Annotated in this window: 18 protein-coding genes and 1 pseudogene; 8 read left to right on the top strand and 11 right to left on the bottom strand. The window is 73.1% G+C overall.

The genetic code is table 11. The features are described from left to right. Positions 1 to 10 precede the first annotated feature (10 nt). Entirely contained in the window at positions 11 to 376 is a 366-nt protein-coding gene (gene trxA / locus ACYVDO_RS04055) for a thioredoxin (RefSeq protein ID WP_460932982.1), read from the bottom strand. A gap of 222 nt (positions 377 to 598) precedes the next feature. On the opposite strand from trxA, the gene ACYVDO_RS04050 reads away from it, so the two are divergent. The 4 genes from ACYVDO_RS04050 to ACYVDO_RS04035 all read left to right on the top strand — a co-directional run bounded on the left by ACYVDO_RS04050 (position 599) and on the right by ACYVDO_RS04035 (position 3,696). Further along, positions 599 to 922, top strand: coding sequence for a rhodanese-like domain-containing protein (locus ACYVDO_RS04050; protein ID WP_460932980.1), 324 nt, complete (start codon positions 599 to 601; stop codon positions 920 to 922). Between the two features lie 73 nt (positions 923 to 995). Further along, on the top strand, positions 996 to 2,402 hold the full coding sequence (locus ACYVDO_RS04045) for a rhodanese-like domain-containing protein (RefSeq protein WP_460932978.1): 1,407 nt from the start codon (positions 996 to 998) through the stop codon (positions 2,400 to 2,402). 107 nt (positions 2,403 to 2,509) lie between these two features. Further along, positions 2,510 to 2,686 (top strand): hypothetical protein, encoded by a 177-nt coding sequence (locus tag ACYVDO_RS04040; RefSeq protein WP_460932976.1) that lies wholly within the window; start codon positions 2,510 to 2,512, stop codon positions 2,684 to 2,686. A 200-nt stretch (positions 2,687 to 2,886) separates the two neighbouring features. Beyond that, positions 2,887 to 3,696: a sulfite exporter TauE/SafE family protein gene (locus ACYVDO_RS04035; RefSeq protein WP_460932974.1), complete on the top strand. Its 810-nt coding sequence runs from the start codon at positions 2,887 to 2,889 to the stop codon at positions 3,694 to 3,696. A 60-nt stretch (positions 3,697 to 3,756) separates the two neighbouring features. Here the strand turns inward: ACYVDO_RS04035 and ACYVDO_RS04030 are convergent, their stop codons facing one another. From ACYVDO_RS04030 to ACYVDO_RS04020, 3 genes are all read right to left on the bottom strand, one after another. Then, the gene (locus tag ACYVDO_RS04030) at positions 3,757 to 4,827 is read right to left on the bottom strand and encodes an ABC transporter substrate-binding protein (protein ID WP_460932972.1); all 1,071 of its coding nucleotides are present in this window, start codon (positions 4,825 to 4,827) and stop codon (positions 3,757 to 3,759) included. An 80-nt stretch (positions 4,828 to 4,907) separates the two neighbouring features. Further along, positions 4,908 to 5,825 (bottom strand): ABC transporter permease, encoded by a 918-nt coding sequence (locus ACYVDO_RS04025; RefSeq protein WP_460932970.1) that lies wholly within the window; start codon positions 5,823 to 5,825, stop codon positions 4,908 to 4,910. Continuing rightward, positions 5,822 to 6,667, bottom strand: coding sequence for an ABC transporter ATP-binding protein (locus tag ACYVDO_RS04020; protein WP_460932968.1), 846 nt, complete (start codon positions 6,665 to 6,667; stop codon positions 5,822 to 5,824). Before ACYVDO_RS04020 ends, ACYVDO_RS04025 begins: the two co-directional genes overlap by 4 nt. A 141-nt stretch (positions 6,668 to 6,808) precedes the next feature. Here ACYVDO_RS04020 and ACYVDO_RS04015 point away from each other — a divergent pair, with 141 nt between their 5' ends. Both ACYVDO_RS04015 and ACYVDO_RS04010 read left to right on the top strand, forming a co-directional pair. Then, on the top strand, positions 6,809 to 8,449 hold the full coding sequence (locus ACYVDO_RS04015) for an ATP-binding protein (RefSeq protein ID WP_460932966.1): 1,641 nt from the start codon (positions 6,809 to 6,811) through the stop codon (positions 8,447 to 8,449). Next, the gene (locus tag ACYVDO_RS04010; protein WP_460932964.1) at positions 8,446 to 9,123 is read left to right on the top strand and encodes a response regulator; all 678 of its coding nucleotides are present in this window, start codon (positions 8,446 to 8,448) and stop codon (positions 9,121 to 9,123) included. The genes ACYVDO_RS04015 and ACYVDO_RS04010 overlap by 4 nt, the downstream gene beginning before the upstream one ends. A 39-nt stretch (positions 9,124 to 9,162) precedes the next feature. On the opposite strand, the pseudogene ACYVDO_RS04005 reads toward ACYVDO_RS04010, so the two are convergent. Further along, positions 9,163 to 9,399, bottom strand: a pseudogene (locus ACYVDO_RS04005) (PhzF family phenazine biosynthesis protein); the annotation flags it as partial. A gap of 244 nt (positions 9,400 to 9,643) precedes the next feature. On the opposite strand from ACYVDO_RS04005, the gene ACYVDO_RS04000 reads away from it, so the two are divergent. Further along, a complete protein-coding gene (locus ACYVDO_RS04000) occupies positions 9,644 to 10,552 on the top strand; it encodes a cation diffusion facilitator family transporter (protein ID WP_460932962.1) in 909 nt (302 codons plus the stop codon). A gap of 46 nt (positions 10,553 to 10,598) precedes the next feature. Here the strand turns inward: ACYVDO_RS04000 and ppk2 are convergent, their stop codons facing one another. Both ppk2 and ACYVDO_RS03990 read right to left on the bottom strand, forming a co-directional pair. After that, the gene (ppk2, locus tag ACYVDO_RS03995; protein WP_460932960.1) at positions 10,599 to 11,411 is read right to left on the bottom strand and encodes a polyphosphate kinase 2; all 813 of its coding nucleotides are present in this window, start codon (positions 11,409 to 11,411) and stop codon (positions 10,599 to 10,601) included. 25 nt (positions 11,412 to 11,436) lie between these two features. Continuing rightward, complete coding sequence (locus tag ACYVDO_RS03990; protein ID WP_460932958.1) at positions 11,437 to 12,801, bottom strand: cyclic 2,3-diphosphoglycerate synthase; 1,365 nt, start codon at positions 12,799 to 12,801, stop codon at positions 11,437 to 11,439. 175 nt (positions 12,802 to 12,976) lie between these two features. Here ACYVDO_RS03990 and rocD point away from each other — a divergent pair, with 175 nt between their 5' ends. Beyond that, a complete protein-coding gene (gene rocD, locus ACYVDO_RS03985; protein WP_460932956.1) occupies positions 12,977 to 14,233 on the top strand; it encodes an ornithine--oxo-acid transaminase in 1,257 nt (418 codons plus the stop codon). A gap of 45 nt (positions 14,234 to 14,278) precedes the next feature. Here rocD and ACYVDO_RS03980 read toward each other — a convergent pair whose 3' ends face one another. The 4 genes from ACYVDO_RS03980 to ACYVDO_RS03965 form a co-directional block, all read right to left on the bottom strand. Further along, the gene (locus ACYVDO_RS03980) at positions 14,279 to 15,001 is read right to left on the bottom strand and encodes a TSUP family transporter (RefSeq protein WP_460932954.1); all 723 of its coding nucleotides are present in this window, start codon (positions 14,999 to 15,001) and stop codon (positions 14,279 to 14,281) included. 9 nt (positions 15,002 to 15,010) lie between these two features. Continuing rightward, entirely contained in the window at positions 15,011 to 16,438 is a 1,428-nt protein-coding gene (locus ACYVDO_RS03975) for an NAD-dependent succinate-semialdehyde dehydrogenase (protein WP_460932952.1), read from the bottom strand. Between the two features lie 87 nt (positions 16,439 to 16,525). Further along, positions 16,526 to 17,719 carry a M24 family metallopeptidase gene (locus tag ACYVDO_RS03970; RefSeq protein ID WP_460932950.1) on the bottom strand — a complete coding sequence of 398 codons (1,194 nt, stop codon included), beginning with the start codon at positions 17,717 to 17,719 and terminating at the stop codon, positions 16,526 to 16,528. Beyond that, positions 17,712 to 20,024, bottom strand: a complete 2,313-nt coding sequence (locus ACYVDO_RS03965) for a TIM-barrel domain-containing protein (protein ID WP_460932948.1) — start codon at positions 20,022 to 20,024, stop codon at positions 17,712 to 17,714. Before ACYVDO_RS03965 ends, ACYVDO_RS03970 begins: the two co-directional genes overlap by 8 nt. Positions 20,025 to 20,029 lie beyond the last annotated feature (5 nt).

Raw genomic sequence — 20,029 nt, 5'->3', positions numbered from 1 at the left:
GGCGGGGTGGTCAGGCGCTCTGCCGTGCGGCGACCTGCGCGCGGACGTCGTCCATGTCGAGGTCCCGCACGCCCTGGATCACCTGGTCGAGCGCGGAGGCCGGCAGCGCGCCGGGCTGGGCGAACACCAGGATGCCGTCGCGGAAGGCCATCAGGGTCGGGATCGACGTGATGCTGGCCGCGGCTGCGAGGGCCTGCTCGGCCTCGGTGTCGACCTTCCCGAAGACGATGTCCGGGTTCTCCTGCGAGGCCTTCTCGAAGACCGGGGCGAACTGGCGGCACGGGCCGCACCAGGCGGCCCAGAAGTCGACCAGCACGATGCCGTTCTCCGTGATGGTGGACTCGAAGTTGCCACCGGTGAGGGTCTGGGTGCTCATGCTCTTCTCTCCTGTGTACTGACATCCGGAAATACCGGCTGGGGTATGCAACCGCAGGCCCGAACCCTTTCTTCCCGGTGCGGATCCGTCGGCCCCGTGCGGGGGACGGGCCGCCACCGGAGGCGGTTGCTCGACTTGACTGGAATACCCCCGAGGGTACTACGGTTAGGCCCAGTCGGATACCCCGCCCGGTATCCTTCCCAAGTCAGAAGGAGCCCCCCGATGTCCGAGGTCACCCTCGAGGCCTTCGCCGCCGCCCATGCGGACGGCGCCCCCGTCATCGACGTCCGCGAGCCGGGCGAGTACGTCGGCGGCCACGTCCCCGGCGCCGTCCTCGTGCCCATGGGGCAGCTTCCGTCCCGCGCCTCCACGCTGGACCGGGTCAGGCCGCTCTACGTGATCTGCGCGAGCGGCAACCGCAGCGCAGCCATGACCGACTACCTGCGCCGCGCGGGCTTCGACGCCTGGTCAGTGGCGGGGGGCACCTCCGCCTGGGCGAGGTCGGGCCGTCCCGTGGTCACGGGCGCGCGGCCCCAGGTCGCCTGAGCACCCACCCAGCTCCCAGCTCCCAGCTCCCAGCTCCCAGCACCCAGCACCCACCCTCCCGCGAAGGAAACCCATGACCGCCGAGACGACCGTGAGCACCCCGGTCATCGTGCCCATCGACACCCCGACCCTCGGGGACCGCTCCTACCTCGCCCACGACGGCTCCGTCGCCGTCGTCGTGGACCCCCAGCGCGACCTCGACCGGGTCCTGGCCGTCGCCGCGGACGCCGGCGTGACCATCACCCACGTCTTCGAGACCCACATCCACAACGACTACGTGACGGGCGGCCTCGCCCTCGCGGCGGCGACCGGCGCGGCGTACCACGTCAACGCCGCCGATCAGGTCGCCTACGAGCGCACCCCGATCAGCGACGGCGACCTCGTGGAGGTCTCCCCGGTGCTGCGCGTGCGCGCCATCGCCACCCCGGGACACACCTACACCCACCTCTCGTACGCGCTGGAGTCCGCCCCCGCGCCCGGTGCGGACTTCGAGGCCGTGGGCGTCTTCACCGGTGGCTCGCTGCTCTTCGGCGCCACCGGTCGTCCCGACCTGCTCGGCCACGACCACACCGACGCGCTCGTGCACCACCAGTTCGCCTCGGCCCACCGACTCGCCGACGAGCTCCCCGAGCACGCCCACGTGCTGCCCACCCACGGCTTCGGGTCGTTCTGCTCGGCGGGCTCGACCGGGGACACGACCGCCTCGACCATCGGCGCCGAGAAGCGGCACAACCCGGCCCTCACCCAGGCGGAGGAGCAGTGGGTCGCGGACACGCTCGCCGGCCTCGACGCGTACCCCGCCTACTACGCCCACATGGGTCCGGCCAACAGCTCCGGCCCGGGTGCGCCCGACCTCACCCCTCCCGAGGCCGCGGACAAGGACACCCTCGCCTCGCGGATCTCGGCCGGCGAGTGGGTCGTCGACCTGCGCACCCGGACGGCCTTCGCGGCCGGGCACGTGACGGGCACGCTCAACTTCGGGCTGGACGGCCAGTTCGCCACCTACCTCGGCTGGCTCATCCCGTGGGGCACGCCCCTGACCCTCCTCGGCGAGACGCCGGAGCAGGTCGCCGAGGCCCAGCGCGAGCTGGTCCGCATCGGCATCGACCGGCTCGAGGGGGCCGCGACCGGCACCCCCGAGGACTGGACCGACGACGAGCTGGGCGGCTTCCCGCGGGCCGTCTTCGCCGACCTCGCCCAGGTGCGGCACCACCGCAACGTCGCCGTCCTCGACGTGCGCCGGGCGAAGGAGTTCGCCGAGGGCCACATCGACGGCGCCGTGAACATCCCCCTGCACCAGCTGCTGCAGCGCCTCGACGAGGTCCCTGCCGGCGAGGTCTGGGTGCACTGCGCCGGCGGGTACCGCGCCTCGATCGCCGCCTCCGTCCTCGCCGCCCGGAAGGTCGCGGTCGTGGCCGTGGACGACAGCTTCGGCGACAATGCCGCAGCCGCGGGCCTTCCCGTGGCCCCGGCCGCCTGATCCCCCTCCCCCGGAGAACCCCTCGCCAGCACCCCTGCCCAACACTCCTACCCCCACACCCCTACCCAGCACACCCCTCCACCCACCCCCTCCGAAGGAGAACCACCATGTGCCGTCCCGTGAACTGCAAGGTCTGCGGCAAGACCACCTGGGCCGGTTGCGGCCAGCACGTCGACCAGGTGATGGCCGGCGTCCCCCGAGCCGACCGCTGCACCGGTCACAGCGACGCCGAGAAGGCGGCCGCGTCCGGCGGCGGGTTCATGTCCCGCCTGTTCGGTCGCTGACCCGGCCCACTCCCTGACCCAGGCCGACCCTCGCCGCGCCGAGCCGGTCGGCGGTCCCGGACCCCGGGCGCTCGCACACCCCCCTCCTGCGACGCCCGGTGGCGCCCGCGCCGGATCCCCCACCGGCACCGCGGGCGCCGACGCCGGGGGCAGGGCACCTCGCCCTGCCCCCGGCACCTTCCCCAAGGAGACCCACCACCGTGTCACCACTCGTCCTGCCCGTCGGCCTGCTCATCGGGCTGTCGCTCGGCGCGCTCGGCGGCGGTGGCTCCATCCTCACGGTGCCCGCGCTCGTCTACCTGCTGGGCCAGGACCCACGCCAGGCGACGACCAGCTCCCTGCTCATCGTGGGGATCACCTCGCTCATCGCACTCGTGCCCCACGCGCGCCGTGGCAACGTCCGCTTCGGCCAGGGCCTGGTCTTCGGGGCCCTCGGCACCGCCGGATCGGTGGCGGGCTCGGCCCTGGCGGCCCACGTGCGACCGGCCGTCCTGCTCTCCGCCTTCGCCGCGCTCATGCTCCTGGTCGCGGTGCTCATGCTGCGCCGCTCGCTGGGCACCGGTGGCGCCGACGACAGCCCGCACACCTCCCGGGCAGAACCGATGCTCACGCTGCGGCCGCTCGCCTGCGCCTGTCCCCGGGTGGCGAAGGTCGTCGTGACGGCCACCGCGGTGGGGCTGCTCACCGGCTTCTTCGGCGTGGGTGGCGGGTTCGCCCTCGTCCCCGCGCTCGTGCTCGCGCTGTCCTTCCCGATGCCCGTCGCGGTGGGCACCTCCTTGCTCGTGATCGCCGTCAACAGCGCGACCGCCCTCGGCGCTCGGGTGACGAGCGGCACCTCCCTCGACTGGGGCGTCATCGCCGCGTTCACGGCTGCCGCGGTCGCCGGCAGCCTCGTCGGCGGGCGCGTCGCCGCCCGGGTGGCGCCGCGGCACCTGACCCGGGCCTTCGCGGTGCTGCTCGTCGTGGTTGCGACCTACACCGCCGTGCGGAACGTCCCCGCGCTGTTCTGACGGGCGCACGCAGGCGGCACGGCCCGCGGTGTCCGCACCGCGGGCCGTGCCGCGCGTTCCTCAGGCGACCGGCTTCGCGGCCTGGACGAAGTCGTTCGTGAACGTCTTGGACAGGTCGATGCTCTTGCCCTTCACCTTGGGGTTGAACTCACCCAGCACGGCCAGGCAGGTGGGCGGCCCGTCGGCGGGCATCAGGCCGGTGGGGTTGAAGATGCCCTTCTCGCTGTCGAGCGCCTTGACGTAGGCCGCCTTGCCGACGCCCTTGTAGTAGTCGGCCGGCATCTGGTCCGCGATCTCGGCGCCCGAGTGACCCTGGATCCAGGTGAGGGTGGAGACGTAGGCGTTGACGAGCTTCTGGACGGTGTCCTTGTGGGCGTCCACCCAGCTCGTCGGCATGTACAGCGACGTGGCCGGGTAGGTCCCGCCCAGCGCCGCCTTGGAGCCCTCGGCGGTGCGCATGTCGAGCAGGATGAACGCCGTGCCGTCACCGACCGCCTGCGAGACGGTCGGCTCGGTGGTCATCCCGCAGTCGATCGCCTTCTGCTTCATGGCCGCGATGAAGGTCTGGCCGGCGCCCACGCCACGGCGGGTCTCCTGGCTCGGGTCGACACCGTTCTTCTTGCTGAGGTACTGGGTCAGGAAGTCCGTCGACGACCCGGTGTCGGTGATGCCGAGCTGGCGACCCTTGAAGTCGGCAGGGCTCTTCACCTTGCCCTTGAGGTCGCTGCGACACAGCTCGACCTCGCCGGGGATCTGGAGCATCGAGACGACGGCCTCGGAGGACTTGCCCTGCGCCTGGAGGGCGATGTTGTGGTCATAGAAGCCACCCACGCCCTGCACCTGGCCGGCGAGCATGTTCTCGGTGGCGTCTCCGCCCGCCGGCTCGTCGACGAGGTTCACGTTGACGCCGGCCTTGTCGTAGTAGCCGAGCTGCTTGGCGAGCATGAACGGCAGGTAGATCTGCTTGCTCATGCCGCCGACCATGATCGTCACGGTGGGGGCGGAGGCGTTCCTCGTGGCGCCGGCCGAGCCGGCGGACCCGCCGGCACCCGCGGCGTTGTTGGCGCAGGCTGCCATCGAGGCGCTGGCGAGGGCCATGGCGGCGACGGCCGCAAGGCGCTTGGTGTTCAATGCACTCTCCTTTGAGTTGCGGTGGTTCCTGGTGGGTTCGGGTCGAGCGGTGCGGTGTGCCGGTCCTCCCGGCGGGGTGGTCACTCGATGGCCGCTCCCCCGTGGCTCTGCGGCGGGCGCCAGCGCAGCAGCCGGCGCTCGAGGACGGTGATGAGCCCCTCGGCTCCCAGCGCGATGACCGCCACCAGGACCATGCCGGCGAGCACGCCGTTCATGTCGAAGTTGTTCTGCGAGGACCGGATCAGCAGGCCGAGACCCTTGTTGGCGCCGAGGATCTCTCCCACGAGCGCGCCGATCAGGGCGAAGCCGAAGCTGATGTGCAGGCTGGCGAGGATCCAGGTGAAGGCGGACGGCAGGACCACGTCCTTCGCCACCTGCCACCGGGTCGCACCGAGGAGCCTGGCGTTGGCGATGAGGTTGCGGTCGACCTCGCGAGCGCCCTGGAAGGCGTTGAAGAAGACGCCGAAGAACACCAGGACGACGGCCAGGATCACCTTGGACTGCACCCCGAAGCCGAAGGCGACCGTGAAGATCGACCCGAGGATGATGCGCGGGATCGAGTTGGCTGCCTTGAGGAACGGCGCGAACAGCTCCGACAGCAGCTGCACGCGACCCAGGGCGATCCCGAGGACGATGCCGAGGATCGAGCCGATGACGAAGCCCAGGACCGCCTCCTCCAGCGTGGTGACGACTTGCTCGCCGAGCGACCCCTGGCTGGTCCCGACCGTCACCCAGTCGCGCAGGTCCGCCAAGACGCCGGACGGCTCTCCCCAGAAGAAGGGGTCGACGACCTTGGCGCCGACGAGCAGCTGCCAGGTGCCGAGCGCGACGACGACGATCGCGAGGCGTGCCCCGGCGAGCACCAGGCGTCGACGCCGGGCGGCTCGTCGCGGCGACGAGCCGGTGCGCAGGGCCTCGGGTGTCGTGGGCCGGGCCAAGTCCGCCTGGGCGGCCTGGGCCAAGGTGCTGCCGGCGTCCTCGTGGGCGGTGTCGATCACGACGCCACCTCCGCAACCCGCGTCGTGCGGGCGTACGCCTCTTCGACCTCGGCCCGCAGGGCCTCCCAGATCTGCCCGTAGAGACGCACGAACCGGGGGTCGAACCGGATCTCCTGCACCACCCGCGGCCGCGGCAGGTCGATCTCGAACTCCGCCTTGACGGTGCCCGGCCCCGCGGTGAGGACCACGACCTTGTCGGCGAGGGCGATCGCCTCCTCCAGGTCGTGCGTGACGAAGACGACGGCAGGCCGGGTCTGGTCCCAGAGCTGGAGCAGCTCGGTGGACATGATGGCGCGGGTCTGCACGTCCAGGGCCGAGAACGGCTCGTCCATCAGCAGGATCCGCGGCTGGTTGATGAGGGTCTGGGCGAGGGCGACGCGCTTGCGCATCCCGCCGGACAGCTGGTGGGGGTAGCGGTCCTCGAACCCGCTGAGGCCCACCCGGCGCAGCCAGTCGCGGGACTGGCGCAGCGCCTCCGACCGGGACTCGCCCCGGTAGACCGGCCCGGCGCTGACGTTGTCCAGCACCGTGCGCCAGGGAAACACCGCGTCCTGCTGGAAGACGAAGCCGGTCCCGACGCCGATGCCGCGGACCACCTCGTCGTGGACGACGGCCTCGCCACGGGACGGTCGCTCGAGTCCCGAGACCAGGGTCAGGGTGGTGGACTTGCCGCAGCCGGTCGGGCCGACGACGGCGCAGAACTGACCGTCCTCGACCGTCAGGGACAGGTCCTGCAGGGCGGTGTACGTCCCCCCGTCCGACGTCGCGAACTTCTTGGTGACGTTCCGCAGCTCGATGGCCGCCATGGGCACGGATCCCTTCTCCTCGTTGAGTTGCGTCACCGTAGGAAGTGACCGCGAGCAGGCGGAAGGCTTGTGCGCGTTGCGACCGATAGCCGCGATAGCGATGGTTTTGTGCAATCTGCTCAGTCATGCTGGTTCCGGCGCCGACGAGGGCGCCCCGGCGCCACCGAGGGCGCCCGCGTGAGCACGAGGAGACGTATGCCGCGACTGGGCCGGACGCTGGCGGCGCGCATCCTCGCCGCCGTGCTCGGCATCGTGGTCGTGACCCTGGCCGTGGGCTTCGCCCTCTTCTCCCGGCTCGCGAGCAGCCTGGCGGACACCCAGGCGCGCGAGCGGGCAGCCGGGATCGCGGTCGCCGTGGGGCGCTCGCCGGAGGTCGCCCGCGCCCTGTCCGACGGTGACCCGGGCAGGCGGCTCGCCGCCCTGGGCGAGCGGGTCCGGTCGAGCACGGGCGCGTCCTACGTCGTGGTGATCGACCGGTCCGGCATCCGCCACTCCCACCCCAACCCGGCCCTCGTCGGGCAGCGGGTGGAGGAGCCCGTGGCGGCGCTCGACGGCCGGGTGCACACCGGCATGAACGACGGCAGCCTCGGCCGCTCGGCGAACGCGAAGGCACCGGTGGTGGCCGCGGACGGCACCGTCGTGGGTGAGGTGTCCGTCGGCATCCTCGAGTCCCAGGTGAGCAGCCGGCTGCACACAGAGCTCGCCGACATCGCCCTGTACTGCGCCGTCGCCCTGGCCCTCGGCGTCGCGGCCTCGCTCCTGCTCGCGCGGGCGATCAAGCGCGTGACGTTCGGGCTCGAGCCCGCGGAGATCGTCGGCTTGGTCCAGGAGCGCGAGGCGATGCTGCACGGCATCCGCGAGGGGGTCCTCGGGATCGACGCGGCGGGGGCCATCAACGTCCTCAACGACGAGGCGCGGCGGTTGCTGGGGCTGCAGGGGGCCCGGCTCGGGCAGCGCGTCGAGGAGGTGCTGCCGGAGGGTCGGCTGCGGCGGGTCGTCACCGGCGAGGCGTCCGGCTCGGACCTGGTGGCCGTCACCGACGAACACCTGCTGGTGCTCAACCGGCGACCGGTCACCGTCGCCGGGCGGGACGCCGGCTCGGTCGTGACCATCCGCGACCGCACCGAGCTGGAGGCCCTGATGCGACAGCTCGACTCGATGGAGGGGCTGTCGACGGCGCTGCGGGCCCAGGAGCACGAGTTCTCCAACCGTCTGCACGTCCTGGCCGTGCTGCTGGAGCTCGGCGAGATCGAGGAGGCCACCCGCTACAGCAGCCGCCTCCAGGCGGAGACGACGTATGCCAGCGAGGAGGTGCGCACCCGCATCGGCTCACCGGTGGTGGCCGCGCTCATGCTCGCCAAGGCGACCGTCGCGGCCGAGCGCGACGTCGTGGTGCGGCTCGCCCCGCAGAGCCTCCTGCGCGCTGACGAGGTGGGCGACCTGCCGGTCGTGTCGGTGCTGGGCAACCTCATCGACAACGCTGTCGACGCGATCGCCGGGGACCCCGCCTCCGGTCACGCGACTCCTGCCGGGACCGTCACCGTCACCCTCACCACCGAGGGCGTGGGCGGTCAGCAGGGGCGGCTCCACCTCGTCGTGGAGGACACGGGGCCCGGCATACCGGAGCACCAGCTCCACGAGGTCTTCGTCGACGGCTTCACCACCAAGGAGCCCCGCGGCGCCATGCGGCGCGGGGTGGGCCTGGCCCTGGTCCACCGGCTCGTCACGCGTGCCGGCGGGACGATCGTCGCCAGCTCACCCGCGGGTGCGCGGTTCGACGTGGTGCTCCCCCTCCGCGTGCCCGAGGTCGCGTCGTGATCCGCGTGCTCGTCGTCGACGACGACTACCACGTGGCCCGGGCGCACGCGCTCAGCCTGGCCAAGGTGCCCGGGTTCGAGGTCGTCGGACAGGCGCACAGCGGCAGCGAGGCCGAGAGCCTCGTCGCGTCCACGAGGCCCGACCTGTTGCTGCTGGACATGTACCTGCCCGACTTCGACGGGCTCGACCTCGTGCGCCGGCTGGCCGCGACGGGTGCGCCGGTCCCGGACTTCCTGCTCGTGACGGCGGCGCGGGACATCGAGTCGGTGCGGACGGCGATGCAGCTCGGGGCCTTCTACTACCTGGTCAAGCCGTTCACCTTCGCGGCCCTGCGTGAGCAGCTCGAGGCGTACCGGTCGTGGGCCCAGCACGTGGGCGGCACGCCGGAGGCGGACCAGGAGACCATCGACGCCCTCTACCGCATGCGCTCGACGGCACCCCGGCGGCCTGCGGCGACCCAGTCGCTGCAGCCGACCATGGCCAAGGTGCTCGACATCGTCGTCTCCGCGGCCGAGCCCATCGGCGCGAGCGAGGTGGCGGCGATCCTCGGGGCCAGCCGGCCCACCGCCCAGCGGTACCTCGCGACCCTGGTCAGGAAGCGGTTCCTCGACCTCGACCTGGCGTACGGCAGCACCGGGCGGCCGGAGCACCGCTACGTCCGCCGCCGGGCCTGACGGGGGTGAGCTCGCCCGGGTCGCCCGCCTGCGACCCATGTCGCCGCCCTGGACGACCTGGACGACGCGGACGATCCGGGGCTCGAGGACGAGGCCGAGCGCGAGGAAGTAGCCGCCGAGGGCCGCTGCCGCGGCTCCCGTCGCCGGGTCCTCGACCACGCCGCCGACCGGGAACGGGTTGCGGGAGTGGACGGTTGCCTCGTCCTCACGCCACCGCCGCCTGACCCGGCACCTGCCACCCCGGGTTGGACAGTGGCGGACCCGGGACAGGATCATCTGAGCATGCGTTCAGATGAGAAGGTGGTGGCGCTCGAGGCGTGCGCCGACCGCTGCGTCCACCCGCCCACGTCCGCATGCTGCTGGACCTGACCCGCGAGCACGTGGACCACGAGCAGGCACCGACGTCGACGGCGCGGGCACGGCCGGGCTCGCGGCCGGGCCCGCGGTCGGGCCCGCGGCCGGGCTCGCGGTCGGGCCCGCGGTCGGGCTCGCGGTCGGGACCTGCCGACGAGGCACGCCGGTGAGCGGGCACTCGCACGGCCCCGGCGTGGGGCACGCCGGCGGGACGCACCGCTGGCGCCTGCAGCTCGCGTTCGCCCTCATCGCCGCCTTCTTCGTCGTCGAGCTGGTCACCGCCCTCACGTCCGGCTCCCTCGCCCTGCTCTCCGACGCCGGGCACATGGCCGCCGACGTCGTGGCCCTCGGCGCGGCCCTCGTCGCCACCCGCATCGCCACGCGCCCGGACACCACGGGCCGACGCACCTTCGGGTCCTACCGTGCCGAGGTCTTCGCCTCCGGCCTGGCCGTGCTGCTCATGCTCGGGGTCTCGGTGTACATCGCCGTCGAGGCCGTCGGCCGCATCGGCTCGGCCCCGCAGATCGCCTCCGGCGCCATGCTGCTCGTCGGCACCCTCGGGCTCGTGGTCAACGTCGCGGCCCTGCTCCTCCTGCGCGGAGGGGCGGGCGAGTCGCTCAACGTCAAGGGCGCCTACCTCGAGGTCGTCGCGGACACCGTCGGCTCGGTCGGTGTCGTCGTCGCCGGAACCCTGGTCCGCACGACGGGGAACCCCTGGTGGGACACCGGGATCGCCCTCGCCATCGCGGTCTTCGTCGCCGTCCGCGCCGTGATGCTCGGGCGCGAGGTGCTGCCGGTGCTGGGCCAGCACGCACCCTCCGACATGCGCCCCGACGCCGTCGCAGAGGCGCTGGCCGGCGTGCCCGGCGTCACCGACGTCCACGACCTGCACCTGTGGACCCTGACCTCGGGCATGAACGTCGCGACCGCCCACCTCATGACCGACGGCACCGCGGACCCGCACGCCGTCCTCGACGAGGCCAGCGCCCTGATGCGCACCCGTTTCGGTGTCGAGCACGCCACCCTCCAGGTCGAGCCCGACACGCACACCGGGTGCAAGGAGGTCGCCTGGTGAGTCCGCGCCGCGGCGCGCCGGTCGGCTCGTCGCGGAGCTTGCGCGCTCAGCGCAGGGTGGCGCAGTGGTCGGAGACGTACGTCGTCTGCTCCCGTGGCGGCCGCTCGTAGCCCTTGGGTGCGGGGCGCTCCGGCAACGTCAGCGACGGGGCCGGCACCTCGGCATACGGGATGGTCGACAGGAGGTGCGCCATCATGTTGAGCCGCGCGCGCTTCTTGGAGTCGGACTCCACGACGTACCACGGAGCCTCGGGGATGTCGGTGTGGACCATCATCTCGTCCTTGGCCCGCGAGTAGTCCTCCCAGCGGGTGATCGACTCGAGGTCCATGGGCGAGAGCTTCCACTGCCGCATCGGGTCGCTCAGGCGTGACCTGAACCGCCGCTGCTGCTCGGAGTCGCTCACCGAGAACCAGTACTTGCGCAGGAGGATGCCGTCCTCGACCAGCAGCCGCTCGAAGATCGGGCACTGGTGCAGGAACCGGCGGTGCTCGTGCGGGGTGCAGAACCCCATGACCCGCTCCACCCCGGCGCGGTTGTACCAGGACCGGTCGAAGAGCGTGATCTCCCCGGCAGCCGGCAGGTGCTCGACGTAGCGCTGGAAGTACCACTGCGTCCGCTCGCGCTCGGTGGGCGTGGGCAGCGCGACGATGCGGGCGTTGCGCGGGCTGAGGTACTCGGTGATGCGCTTGATGGTGCCGCCCTTGCCGGCCGCGTCACGCCCCTCGAACACCACCACGATGCGCTGCCCCTCGGCCTTCACCCACTCCTGGACCTTGACCAGCTCGGCCTGGAGCCGGAACAGCTCGGCCTCGTAGACCTCCGTGCGCAGCGCTCCCCCCGAGCCCGTGTCCTTGGCCATGCGTCATGGTAGGCACCCGGTGGGGCTACCCGCCCGCGGACGCGAACGCGGGCAGGGCGTCGCGCAGCGCGGCGGCCAGGCCACCGGGGTCGACCTCGCGCAGCTCGTACCGGGCCCGCACGAGCGGCACCGGCACGGACAGCACCCGGGTGAGGTCGATGGGGGTGCCGCTCACCACCGCGTCGCACGCGCCGGCGTCCACGGCTGCCCGGATCGTCGCCTCGAGGTCGCGGACCTGCTCCGTCCCGTACCCCATCGCGGGCAGGACACCAGCGGCGTTGGGGTACCGGGCGTAGGTCGCAGCGAGGGACCCGACGGCATACGGTCCCGGCGCCACCACCTCGGCGACGCCGGCGGCCCGGGCGCCCACCACACCCGCTCCGAACGTCATGGAGCCGTGGGTCAGGGTCGGGCCGTCCTCCACGACGAGCACCCGCCGGCCCCGGACGGCCTCCGCGTCGTCCACGGTCACCGGGCTCTCCGCCCGCAGGATCGTGGCGTGGGGGTTGAGCTCGCGCACCGAGTGCTCCACCGCCTCGACCTGGGCCACCTCCGCGGAGTCGCACTTGGCGATCACGACCACGTCGGCCATGCGGACGTTGGCCTCCCCGGGGTGGTATGCCGCCTCGTCACCGGCGCGGAGCGGGTCGGCGAGGACCAGGTGCAGGTCCGGGACGTAGAAGGGCAGGTCGTTGTTGCCACCGTCCCAGAGGATGACGTCGGCCTCCTGCTCCGCCCGGCGCAGGATCTGCTCGTAGTCGACGCCGGCGTACACGACACCGCCGGCGTCGAGGTGCGGCTCGTACTCCTCGCGCTCCTCGATCGTGCAGTGGTGGCTGTCCAGGTCGGCATACGAGGCGAAGCGCTGGCACGCCTGCGCCGCGAGGTCCCCGTAGGGCATCGGGTGGCGGACGGCGACGACGCGAAGCCCCCTGTCGCGCAACATCCGGGCGAGGTAGCGCGTCGTCTGGCTCTTGCCGACCCCCGTCCGGACGGCGGTGACCGCGACGACCGGCCGCGCACTGCGCAGCATCGTGCGGCGCGCGCCGTGGAGCCTGAAGTCCGCCCCCGCGGCGATGCACGCGGACGCCAGGTGCATGACCCGCTCGTGCCGGACGTCGGAGTAGGCGAACACCACCGCGTCCACCCCGCCGCTGCCGAGCAGGACCGGCAGCTCCGACTCGGCGAGGATCGGGATGCCCTGGGGGTACAGGGGTCCCGCGAGCTCCGGCGGGTAGCGGCGTCCCTCGATGTCCGGGATCTGCGTGGCCGTGAAGGCGACGACCTCGTGGGTCGGGTCGTCGCGGAAGACGACGTTGAAGTCGTGGAAGTCGCGTCCGGCCGCGCCCAGGACGACGACCCGGGTCCGCGTGGTGCTGGTGGTGCTCATGGCCCTCTCCCCTGGCCGGGTCACCGACGTGGCCGACCACCCACCGTGGGTGGTCCCGGGGGGAGGACCCGCCACCTCGAGTCTCCCACCGGCGTGCCCGGCCCGTCCGTGGGTCCGGGGGCGATCTTGGTCACGGGGGCTCCCCCGACCGGGTCGGCGGTGGGACGATCGAGGGGTGAGCGACACGGGCGCACGCAGCGGTCCCGGGTGCGTGGAGCAGCTGCCCCACGGTTCGACGACGCGCGAGCACATCTCCCTCGCTGAGCAGTGGGTGGCGAGGAACTACAACCCCCTGCCCGTCGTCATCGCCCACGCCGAAGGTGCCTGGGTGACCGACGTCGAGGGGCGCCGCTACCTCGACGCGTTGGCCGGGTACTCGGCCCTCAACTTCGGCCACCTCCACCCGACCCTCGTCGCGGCGGCGCGGGCGCAGCTCGAACGGCTGACGCTCAGCAGCCGGGCCTTCCACAGCGACCGGCTGGGCCCCTTCTGCCGCGACCTCGCCACGTTGGCCGGCAAGGACCTCGTGCTGCCGATGAACACCGGCGCCGAGGCCGTCGAGACGGCGATCAAGGTCGCCCGGCGCTGGGGGTACGAGGTCAAGGGCGTGCCGGGCGGCCGGGCCCGGGTGGTCGCCATGCACGGCAACTTCCACGGCCGCACGACGACGATCGTCAGCTTCTCCGACGACCAGCTCGCGCGGGAGCACTACGGGCCCTACACACCGGGGTTCGACCTCGTCCCCTTCGGTGACGTCGAGGCCCTCGAGGCCGCGATCACCGACGAGACCGTGGCCGTCCTGCTCGAGCCGATCCAGGGCGAGGGTGGGGTCATCCTCCCGCCCGACGGGTGGCTGCGCGCCGTGCGTGAGGTGACGTCGCGGCGGGGCGTCCTGATGGTGGCGGACGAGATCCAGTCCGGGCTCGGCCGCACCGGCACCACGTTCGCCTGCGACGTGGAGGGCGTCGTGCCCGACGTCTACGTCCTGGGCAAGGCCCTCGGCGGTGGCATCGTCCCGGTGTCCGCGGTGGTCGCGGACCGTGACGTCCTGGGGCTGTTCACACCGGGCAGCCACGGCTCGACCTTCGGCGGCAACCCGCTGGCCGCAGCGGTGGGCCAGGCCGTGGTGGGCCTGCTGGCGACCGGTGAGTTCCAGGAACGCGCCCGCCGGCTCGGCCTGCTCCTCGACGCGGGGTTGCGGGGGCTGCTCGGCCACGGCGTCGAGGCCGTCCGCTCACGGGGTCTGTGGGCGGGTGTCGACATCGACCCCCGGCTCATGACCGGCCGCGAGGCGTCGCAGCGGCTGCTCGAGCTCGGCGTCCTGGTCAAGGACACCCACGGGTCGACCGTGCGACTCGCGCCGCCGCTCGTCGTCGGCGAGGCCGAGGTCGAGATCCTGCTCGAGGCGCTGGCACGCACCGTCGGCGCCTGAGCCACCAGTCGGTTCGTCCGGGTCGCGTCTCCTGGGCCAGGACGCTCACAGCGCCAGCAGGCCCTTGACGACCGTGGCCAGGGCGCCCGCCATGGCCAGCAGCACCACGAGGCGGCGCGCCTGCTCAGCGGACACCCGGCGGGAGAGGAGCTCGCCCGCCGCCAGACCGGCCGCCAGCGCGACGAAGGACAGGACGATGGCGAAGGCGCCCAGGTGGGGGCGCCCCTTGGAGAGCAACGACGCCGTGTTCACCAGCGCCGAGTAGAACTGGAACGTGGCGACGAAGCGGCGGTGCTCCCATCGCGTGCTCACGGCATACAGGACGATGGCGGGTCCGCCCACACCGGCGGTGACGTTCATGAACCCGCTCGAGGCGCCGGCGACGACGGCCCCCGTCGTGCCGTGCAGGATGCGAGCCCGCGCGCTGAGCTGCACCAGGGCGAGGGCCACCAGCACGATCGAGCCGATCACCAGCAGCAGCACGGGGCCCGGCACGGTACGGGCGACATACGCCCCGAGGGGGATGGCGAGCAGCGCCGGGACCACGAGCAGGATCCCTCGGCCCCAGTCGACGTCGCGCCAGGTGCGGGCCAGCACCACCACGCACACGACCAGGCTGAGCAGGTTCGCCAGGATGACGCCGTCGAACGGACCCGCGACGAGCACCAGCAGCGGGGCCGCCACGAGGGCGAAGCCCACCCCGGTGACCCGCTGGGTCACCGCACCGAGGGCCACGCCCATCGGCAGGAAGAGCAGCTCGGTGCCCACCGGCGGGGCTCAGAGGCCGAGCGAGACGTAGCGGACGTCCTGGAACTCCTCCAGCCCGGCGGAGGCACCCTCGCGGCCCAGCCCGGACTGCTTGACACCCCCCATGGGCGCGAAGCAGACCGAGGGCAGGGCGTTGTTCGCACCGATGATGCCTGACTGGAGCCGCTCGGCCGTGCGCCAAACACGACCCACGTCCCGTGACCACAGGTAGCCGGCAAGGCCCATCTCGGTGGCGTTCGCGCGCGCGACCGCCTCCTGGTCGTCGCGGAACCGGAAGACCCCGGCGGCGGGCCCGAAGACCTCGCTGCACGACAGGTCGGCGTCGTCGGGGACGTCGGCGAGCAGCGCGGGCGCGACGAAGGTGCCCTGCGCGGGGAGCTCGAACTCGCGGGTCAGCCGCGTGGCTCCCGACGCCAGGGCCGCGTCGACCATGCCCTGCACCGCGTCGACCCGGCTCTGGTCGATGACCGGCCCGAGGTCGGGCAGCGGGTCGGCCAGGCCGTCCCCGACCGTCATCGCGTCGATCGCCTCGGTGAGCCGGCCGGTGAACTCGTCGTAGACGCTCTCGTGCACGATGAACCGGTTCGCGGCGATGCAGGACTGTCCGGTGTTCCTGAACTTGGCCAGCATCGCCCCCTCCACGGCCGCGTCGAGGTCCGCGTCCTCGAAGACGATGAAGGCGGCGTCGCCGCCGAGCTCGAGCAGCGGGCGCACGACCCGGCGGGCGGCGGAGGCCATGATCTCGCGGCCGACCGGCGTCGAGCCGGTGAAGCTGACGGCGCGCACGGCGTCGTGGTCGAGCAGCGCCTGCGTGATCTCCCGTGCCGGTCCGTGCACGAGGTTGACCACCCCGGCAGGGACGCCGGCGTCGACCAGGCACCGGACCAGCTCGGTCACGGCCAGCGGCGCCTTCTCCGAGACGCGGGCGACGACGGTGCAGCCGGCCGCGAGGGCGGGCGCGAGCTTGCGGGCCTGGATGGAGCACGGGAAGTTCCACGGGGTGAGCGAGGCGACGACCCCCACGGGCTGGCGCAGGGTCAGGTGCCGGCGGTCACGAGCCTCGTGCGGGATCACCGCGCCCTCGGGCCGGCGGGCCTCCTCGGCGAACCAGCGGAAGTACTCGGCGGAGAAGGCCACCTCGCCCACGGCCTCGGGCAGCCGCTTGCCCGCCTCGAGCGCGAGCAGGCGGCCGATGCCGTCGACGCGGGAGGCCATGAGGTCGGCGGAGTCGCGCAGGACGTCCGCGCGGCTGCGAGCAGGTCGCTCGGCCCAGTCCTGCAGGGCTGCTGCGGCGGCGTCGGCGGCCCGGACGGCGTCGGCGGCGCTGCCCCAGCTGACCTGCCCGACGACGCTGCCGTCGGCCGGGTTGGTCACCTGCGCCTGCTGGTCGTGGGCCTCCCACCGGCCGTCGACGAGGGACTGGGCAAGGTCTGTCACGGGGATCTCCTTGGTGCGATGGGACTTTCGGCGCGGAACGTCGGTCGTGCTGTCCGCCGACAGCGGTCAGCGGTCAGCGGTCAGCGGTCATTGGCGCAGGATGTCGGGCCGCGACCGGCCGCCGACCTGCAGCGTCGGCCACTTCGGGTCGTGGACGAGCGGCTCGGGCCCGCGCCCGGTGACGATCGCGGTGTCCTCGACCTTGACCCCCTCGGCACTGGGGTTCCAGGCGACGACCATCCCCTCGCCGAGCACCTGGTCGGACCCTTGGTGCGCGGGGAACTCCCGCGGCACGAACCCGGAGAGGCCGCCCTGGTGGTGGCGGTGCCACTCCAGCGGGTCGAACCCGTTGCGCCCGTACGCCGTGGTGCCCGCCTCGACGATGTCGCCCACCCGGGCGCCGGGCAGGCTCGCGTCGAGGAAGGCCTGCTCGACGTCGAGGAGCCGGCCGTACGCGTCCTCGAGGGTCCGTGGAAGCCGGTCGAACGACACGATCCGGGTGACACTGGCGACCACCCCGGAGCGCCGGGCGCAGCAGACCAGCATGGCGAGCGGTCCGAGCTCCCGTGCGGTGGGCAAGGGGTGCCGGTGTCGCGCGCCCCGGTCGCCACCCCCGACCATGAGGACGATCGGGTCCATCGCGTCGGCCATGAGCTCGGCTGCGAGGACGCCGGCTGCGGTGTACTCCCCCATGCCGGGCCGCAGCGCGAGGGCGGCGCGGGTCGCAGCCGCTGCGGCATCCCTGCCGACCTCGGCGAGCAGGCGCTGCTGTCGCGAGGAGAGGGTCAGGCGCAGCGCCCGGACGGCCTCCCCCACGTCGACCGTGCCGTCCGCCGGCCGGTCGCTGCCGGTGCCGGCACCCCGCGGCAGCCGGCCCTCGCGCGACTCCCACCACGGCACGACGGCCCACTCGACGGGGAGGTTCGCCAGCTCGGTCTCCTGCAGTCGTGGGGCCTCGATGGCGTTCGTGACCACGGTGAGGCGCGGCACGTCACCCGAGACGTCGACGACCGCGTCGAGGCAGGCCGTGTCGAGGGTGAGCGGCACGTGGACCCGCGCCTCGAGGAGCCAGGCCAGCGTGGCCGGCTCGCGCAGGACCAGCACGTCGACACCGGCGCGCGCGGCGACGTCCGCCAGGGCGTCCAGCCGCTCCCGCAGGTCGTCCCGGCGCTGGGCGGCGTCGTCCCCACCGGGCCCGGCCGCGGGGTCGGTGCGGACCTCCCCCGCGGCGGCGGCGTCCGTGACCCGGTCCACGAGCTCGTCGGCCGGCCGGTCACCCACGTCGAACGACCTGTTCGGCGACGGGCTGCGTGCCCGTGGCCGCGGCAGCGTCACCCGCGAGCTCGACCCGCGTGGTGGTGCCGTCGAAACCGACGAGGTCCAGCGCGGCCTCCTTCGCAGGTCCGTACGCGTGCAGGGTCCAGGGCCGGCCGACGAGGTCGTCGGTGTTGCGCACCGCCTCGTCCACCTCGACCCGTGCCAGCACGGCGCCGCTGCGCACGAGCACCGGCATGGCCTCGAGCGGGACCACGGCCTCGTGGAAGCCCGGCCCCCGGTAGGCCGTGCCCTCGACGAGGTCGTACCACTCCCCTTCGGGCACGTAGAACCGGCGGCGCACCGGGGCGGTGCCGTCGTCGAAGACCGGCACGACGAGCAGGTCGGACCCGAGCAGGAAGGCGTCGTCGACGGACTGGGCCACCGGGTCGTCGGGGAACTCCAGCCCGAGCGGCCGCATGACCGGCCACCCGTGCCGCGCGGACTCGTGCGCGACCTGCCACAGGGTCGGCAGCAGCTCGTACCGCAGCCGCACCCAGCGACGAGAGGCTTGCAGCGCCTCGTCACCGAAGGCCCACGGCTCGCGCGGCCGGAGCCCGTGCGCCCGCATCAGCGGGGACAGGGCACCCAGCTGGGTCCACCGCACGTAGAGGCCGGGGGTCAGCTCGGGGCCGAAGAAGCCGCCGATGTCGTGGCTCCAGAACCCTGGCGCGCTCACGGCATACGACAGACCGCCCCGCACCGTCGCCTGCATGCCCGCCACGGTGGACTCGGCGTCGCCGCCCCACTGCCCCGGGTAGCGCTGGGAGCCGGCCCACCCGCTGCGTCCCCAGACGAGCGGCGCCCGTCCCGTGTAGCGCGCGATCGCGTCGCTGACGGCGCCGTTGTAGCGCAACGGGTACGTGTTGTGGGCGTGAGCCGCAGGGGTGCCGTCGAACAGTGCCACGTCGTCGGGCAGTGCCTCGCCGAAGTCCGTCTTGAAGACGGCGACCCCGTCGTCGAGGAACGCCTCGTGCATGCCCTGCCACCAGGCGACCGCGTCGGGGTTGGTGAAGTCGACCAGGGCCCGCATGCGCCCGTCGGGCGTCGGGGTCTTGCGGATCCCGGCGAGGGTGCCGTCGGGGTGACGGACGAGGTAGCCCTTGTCCTTGGCCTCCTCGAAGCGCGGGCTGGCCGGGTCGAGGTACGGCAGCTCCCACACGGAGAGGCGGACCCCGCGCTCCCGCAACGCTTCCACGAACTCGCGACGGTTGCCAAACCGGCTCTCGTTCCAGATGAAGTCGCAGTTGAGCCGGTCGACGACGAGCCAGTCGGGATCGAGGTGCAGGACGTCGAGCGGGACGTGCTGCCCGCGCATCGTGTCGGCGACCTCGAGCATCTCCTCGCGGGAGTGGTAGCGGCAGCGCCCCATCCAGTAGCCGAAGGCCCACAGCGGCGGCACCGGCGGCAGGCCGGTGAGGGCGGTGTAGGCGGCGAGCCGCTCCTTGGGTCCGTCACCCGCCACGAGGTACAGGTCGAGGGCGTCGTCCGCGACGGTCAGGCCGAGGACCGAGGGGCGCTGGTGCCCGACGTCTGCGGTGACCACGGCACCGGTGTTGACGAACCCCGTGTAGCCGGCGGTGGAGTGCCACACGGGGACCGGCTTGTAGGCCATGCCCGTGCCGGTGCCGCACGCGTCCTCGCTGCGCAGGACGAGCCGCTGGCCGTTCTTGACGAGCCGGCCGAACTGCTCGCCGAAGCCGAGGACGTCCTCGTCGGGCGCGAGCTCGAGGTTCACCGACAAGCCGCCCTCGTCGGCCAGGGCGGTCGGCGCCATCATCAGGCCGGCCACCTGGCGCAGGCGGTGCGCGGACCGCAGGAGGGTCCGGCCGCTGTGCGGTTCCTCCAGCGCCAGGGTGAACGGCGCCCGTCCAACCCGGAGCCGGGCGCCGGCGGCGGTGACGACCACCGCGTCGTCGGTCTCCTCCACATCCAGGGCGACCGGCGCCGGCGCCGGGTCCTTGACGATGCCGAGCCACGTGCCGTCGTCGGTCAGGACCGCCGCGCCGGCCGGGGCCAGGGTCAGGCGCAGCACGTTCGGCGCAGGCGCCGACACGCGCAGCTCGTAGGGGGTGACGTCGGTCGGCGGGAGGTCCAGCTCCGGCAGGTTGGGCATCGTCGTCTCGACGCCCTGGGCCGCCGGCGGTTCCCCGGTCAGCCAGCCGGGCATGACCCCGAGCTGCACACCGGGCAGGGCGTCGACCGACAGCACCACCGACGTGTCGTCGCGGCGCACCTCGCCGACCCGTCGCAGCAGGAGTGGGTGGGTCACGGTTG

It is taken from the genome of Phycicoccus ginsengisoli, from assembly GCF_054779295.1.
This window is presented reverse-complemented; position numbering and strand designations above follow the sequence as displayed.

What these genes read in the sequence shown, in the direction of transcription:
- trxA (WP_460932982.1), bottom strand. Translation starts at nt 376, where the DNA reads ATGAGCACCCAGACCCTCACCGGTGGCAACTTCGAGTCCACCATCACG.
- ACYVDO_RS04050 (WP_460932980.1), top strand. Translation starts at nt 599, where the DNA reads ATGTCCGAGGTCACCCTCGAGGCCTTCGCCGCCGCCCATGCGGACGGC.
- ACYVDO_RS04045 (WP_460932978.1), top strand. Translation starts at nt 996, where the DNA reads ATGACCGCCGAGACGACCGTGAGCACCCCGGTCATCGTGCCCATCGAC.
- ACYVDO_RS04040 (WP_460932976.1), top strand. Translation starts at nt 2,510, where the DNA reads ATGTGCCGTCCCGTGAACTGCAAGGTCTGCGGCAAGACCACCTGGGCC.
- ppk2 (WP_460932960.1), bottom strand. Translation starts at nt 11,411, where the DNA reads ATGGCCAAGGACACGGGCTCGGGGGGAGCGCTGCGCACGGAGGTCTAC.
- ACYVDO_RS03990 (WP_460932958.1), bottom strand. Translation starts at nt 12,801, where the DNA reads ATGAGCACCACCAGCACCACGCGGACCCGGGTCGTCGTCCTGGGCGCG.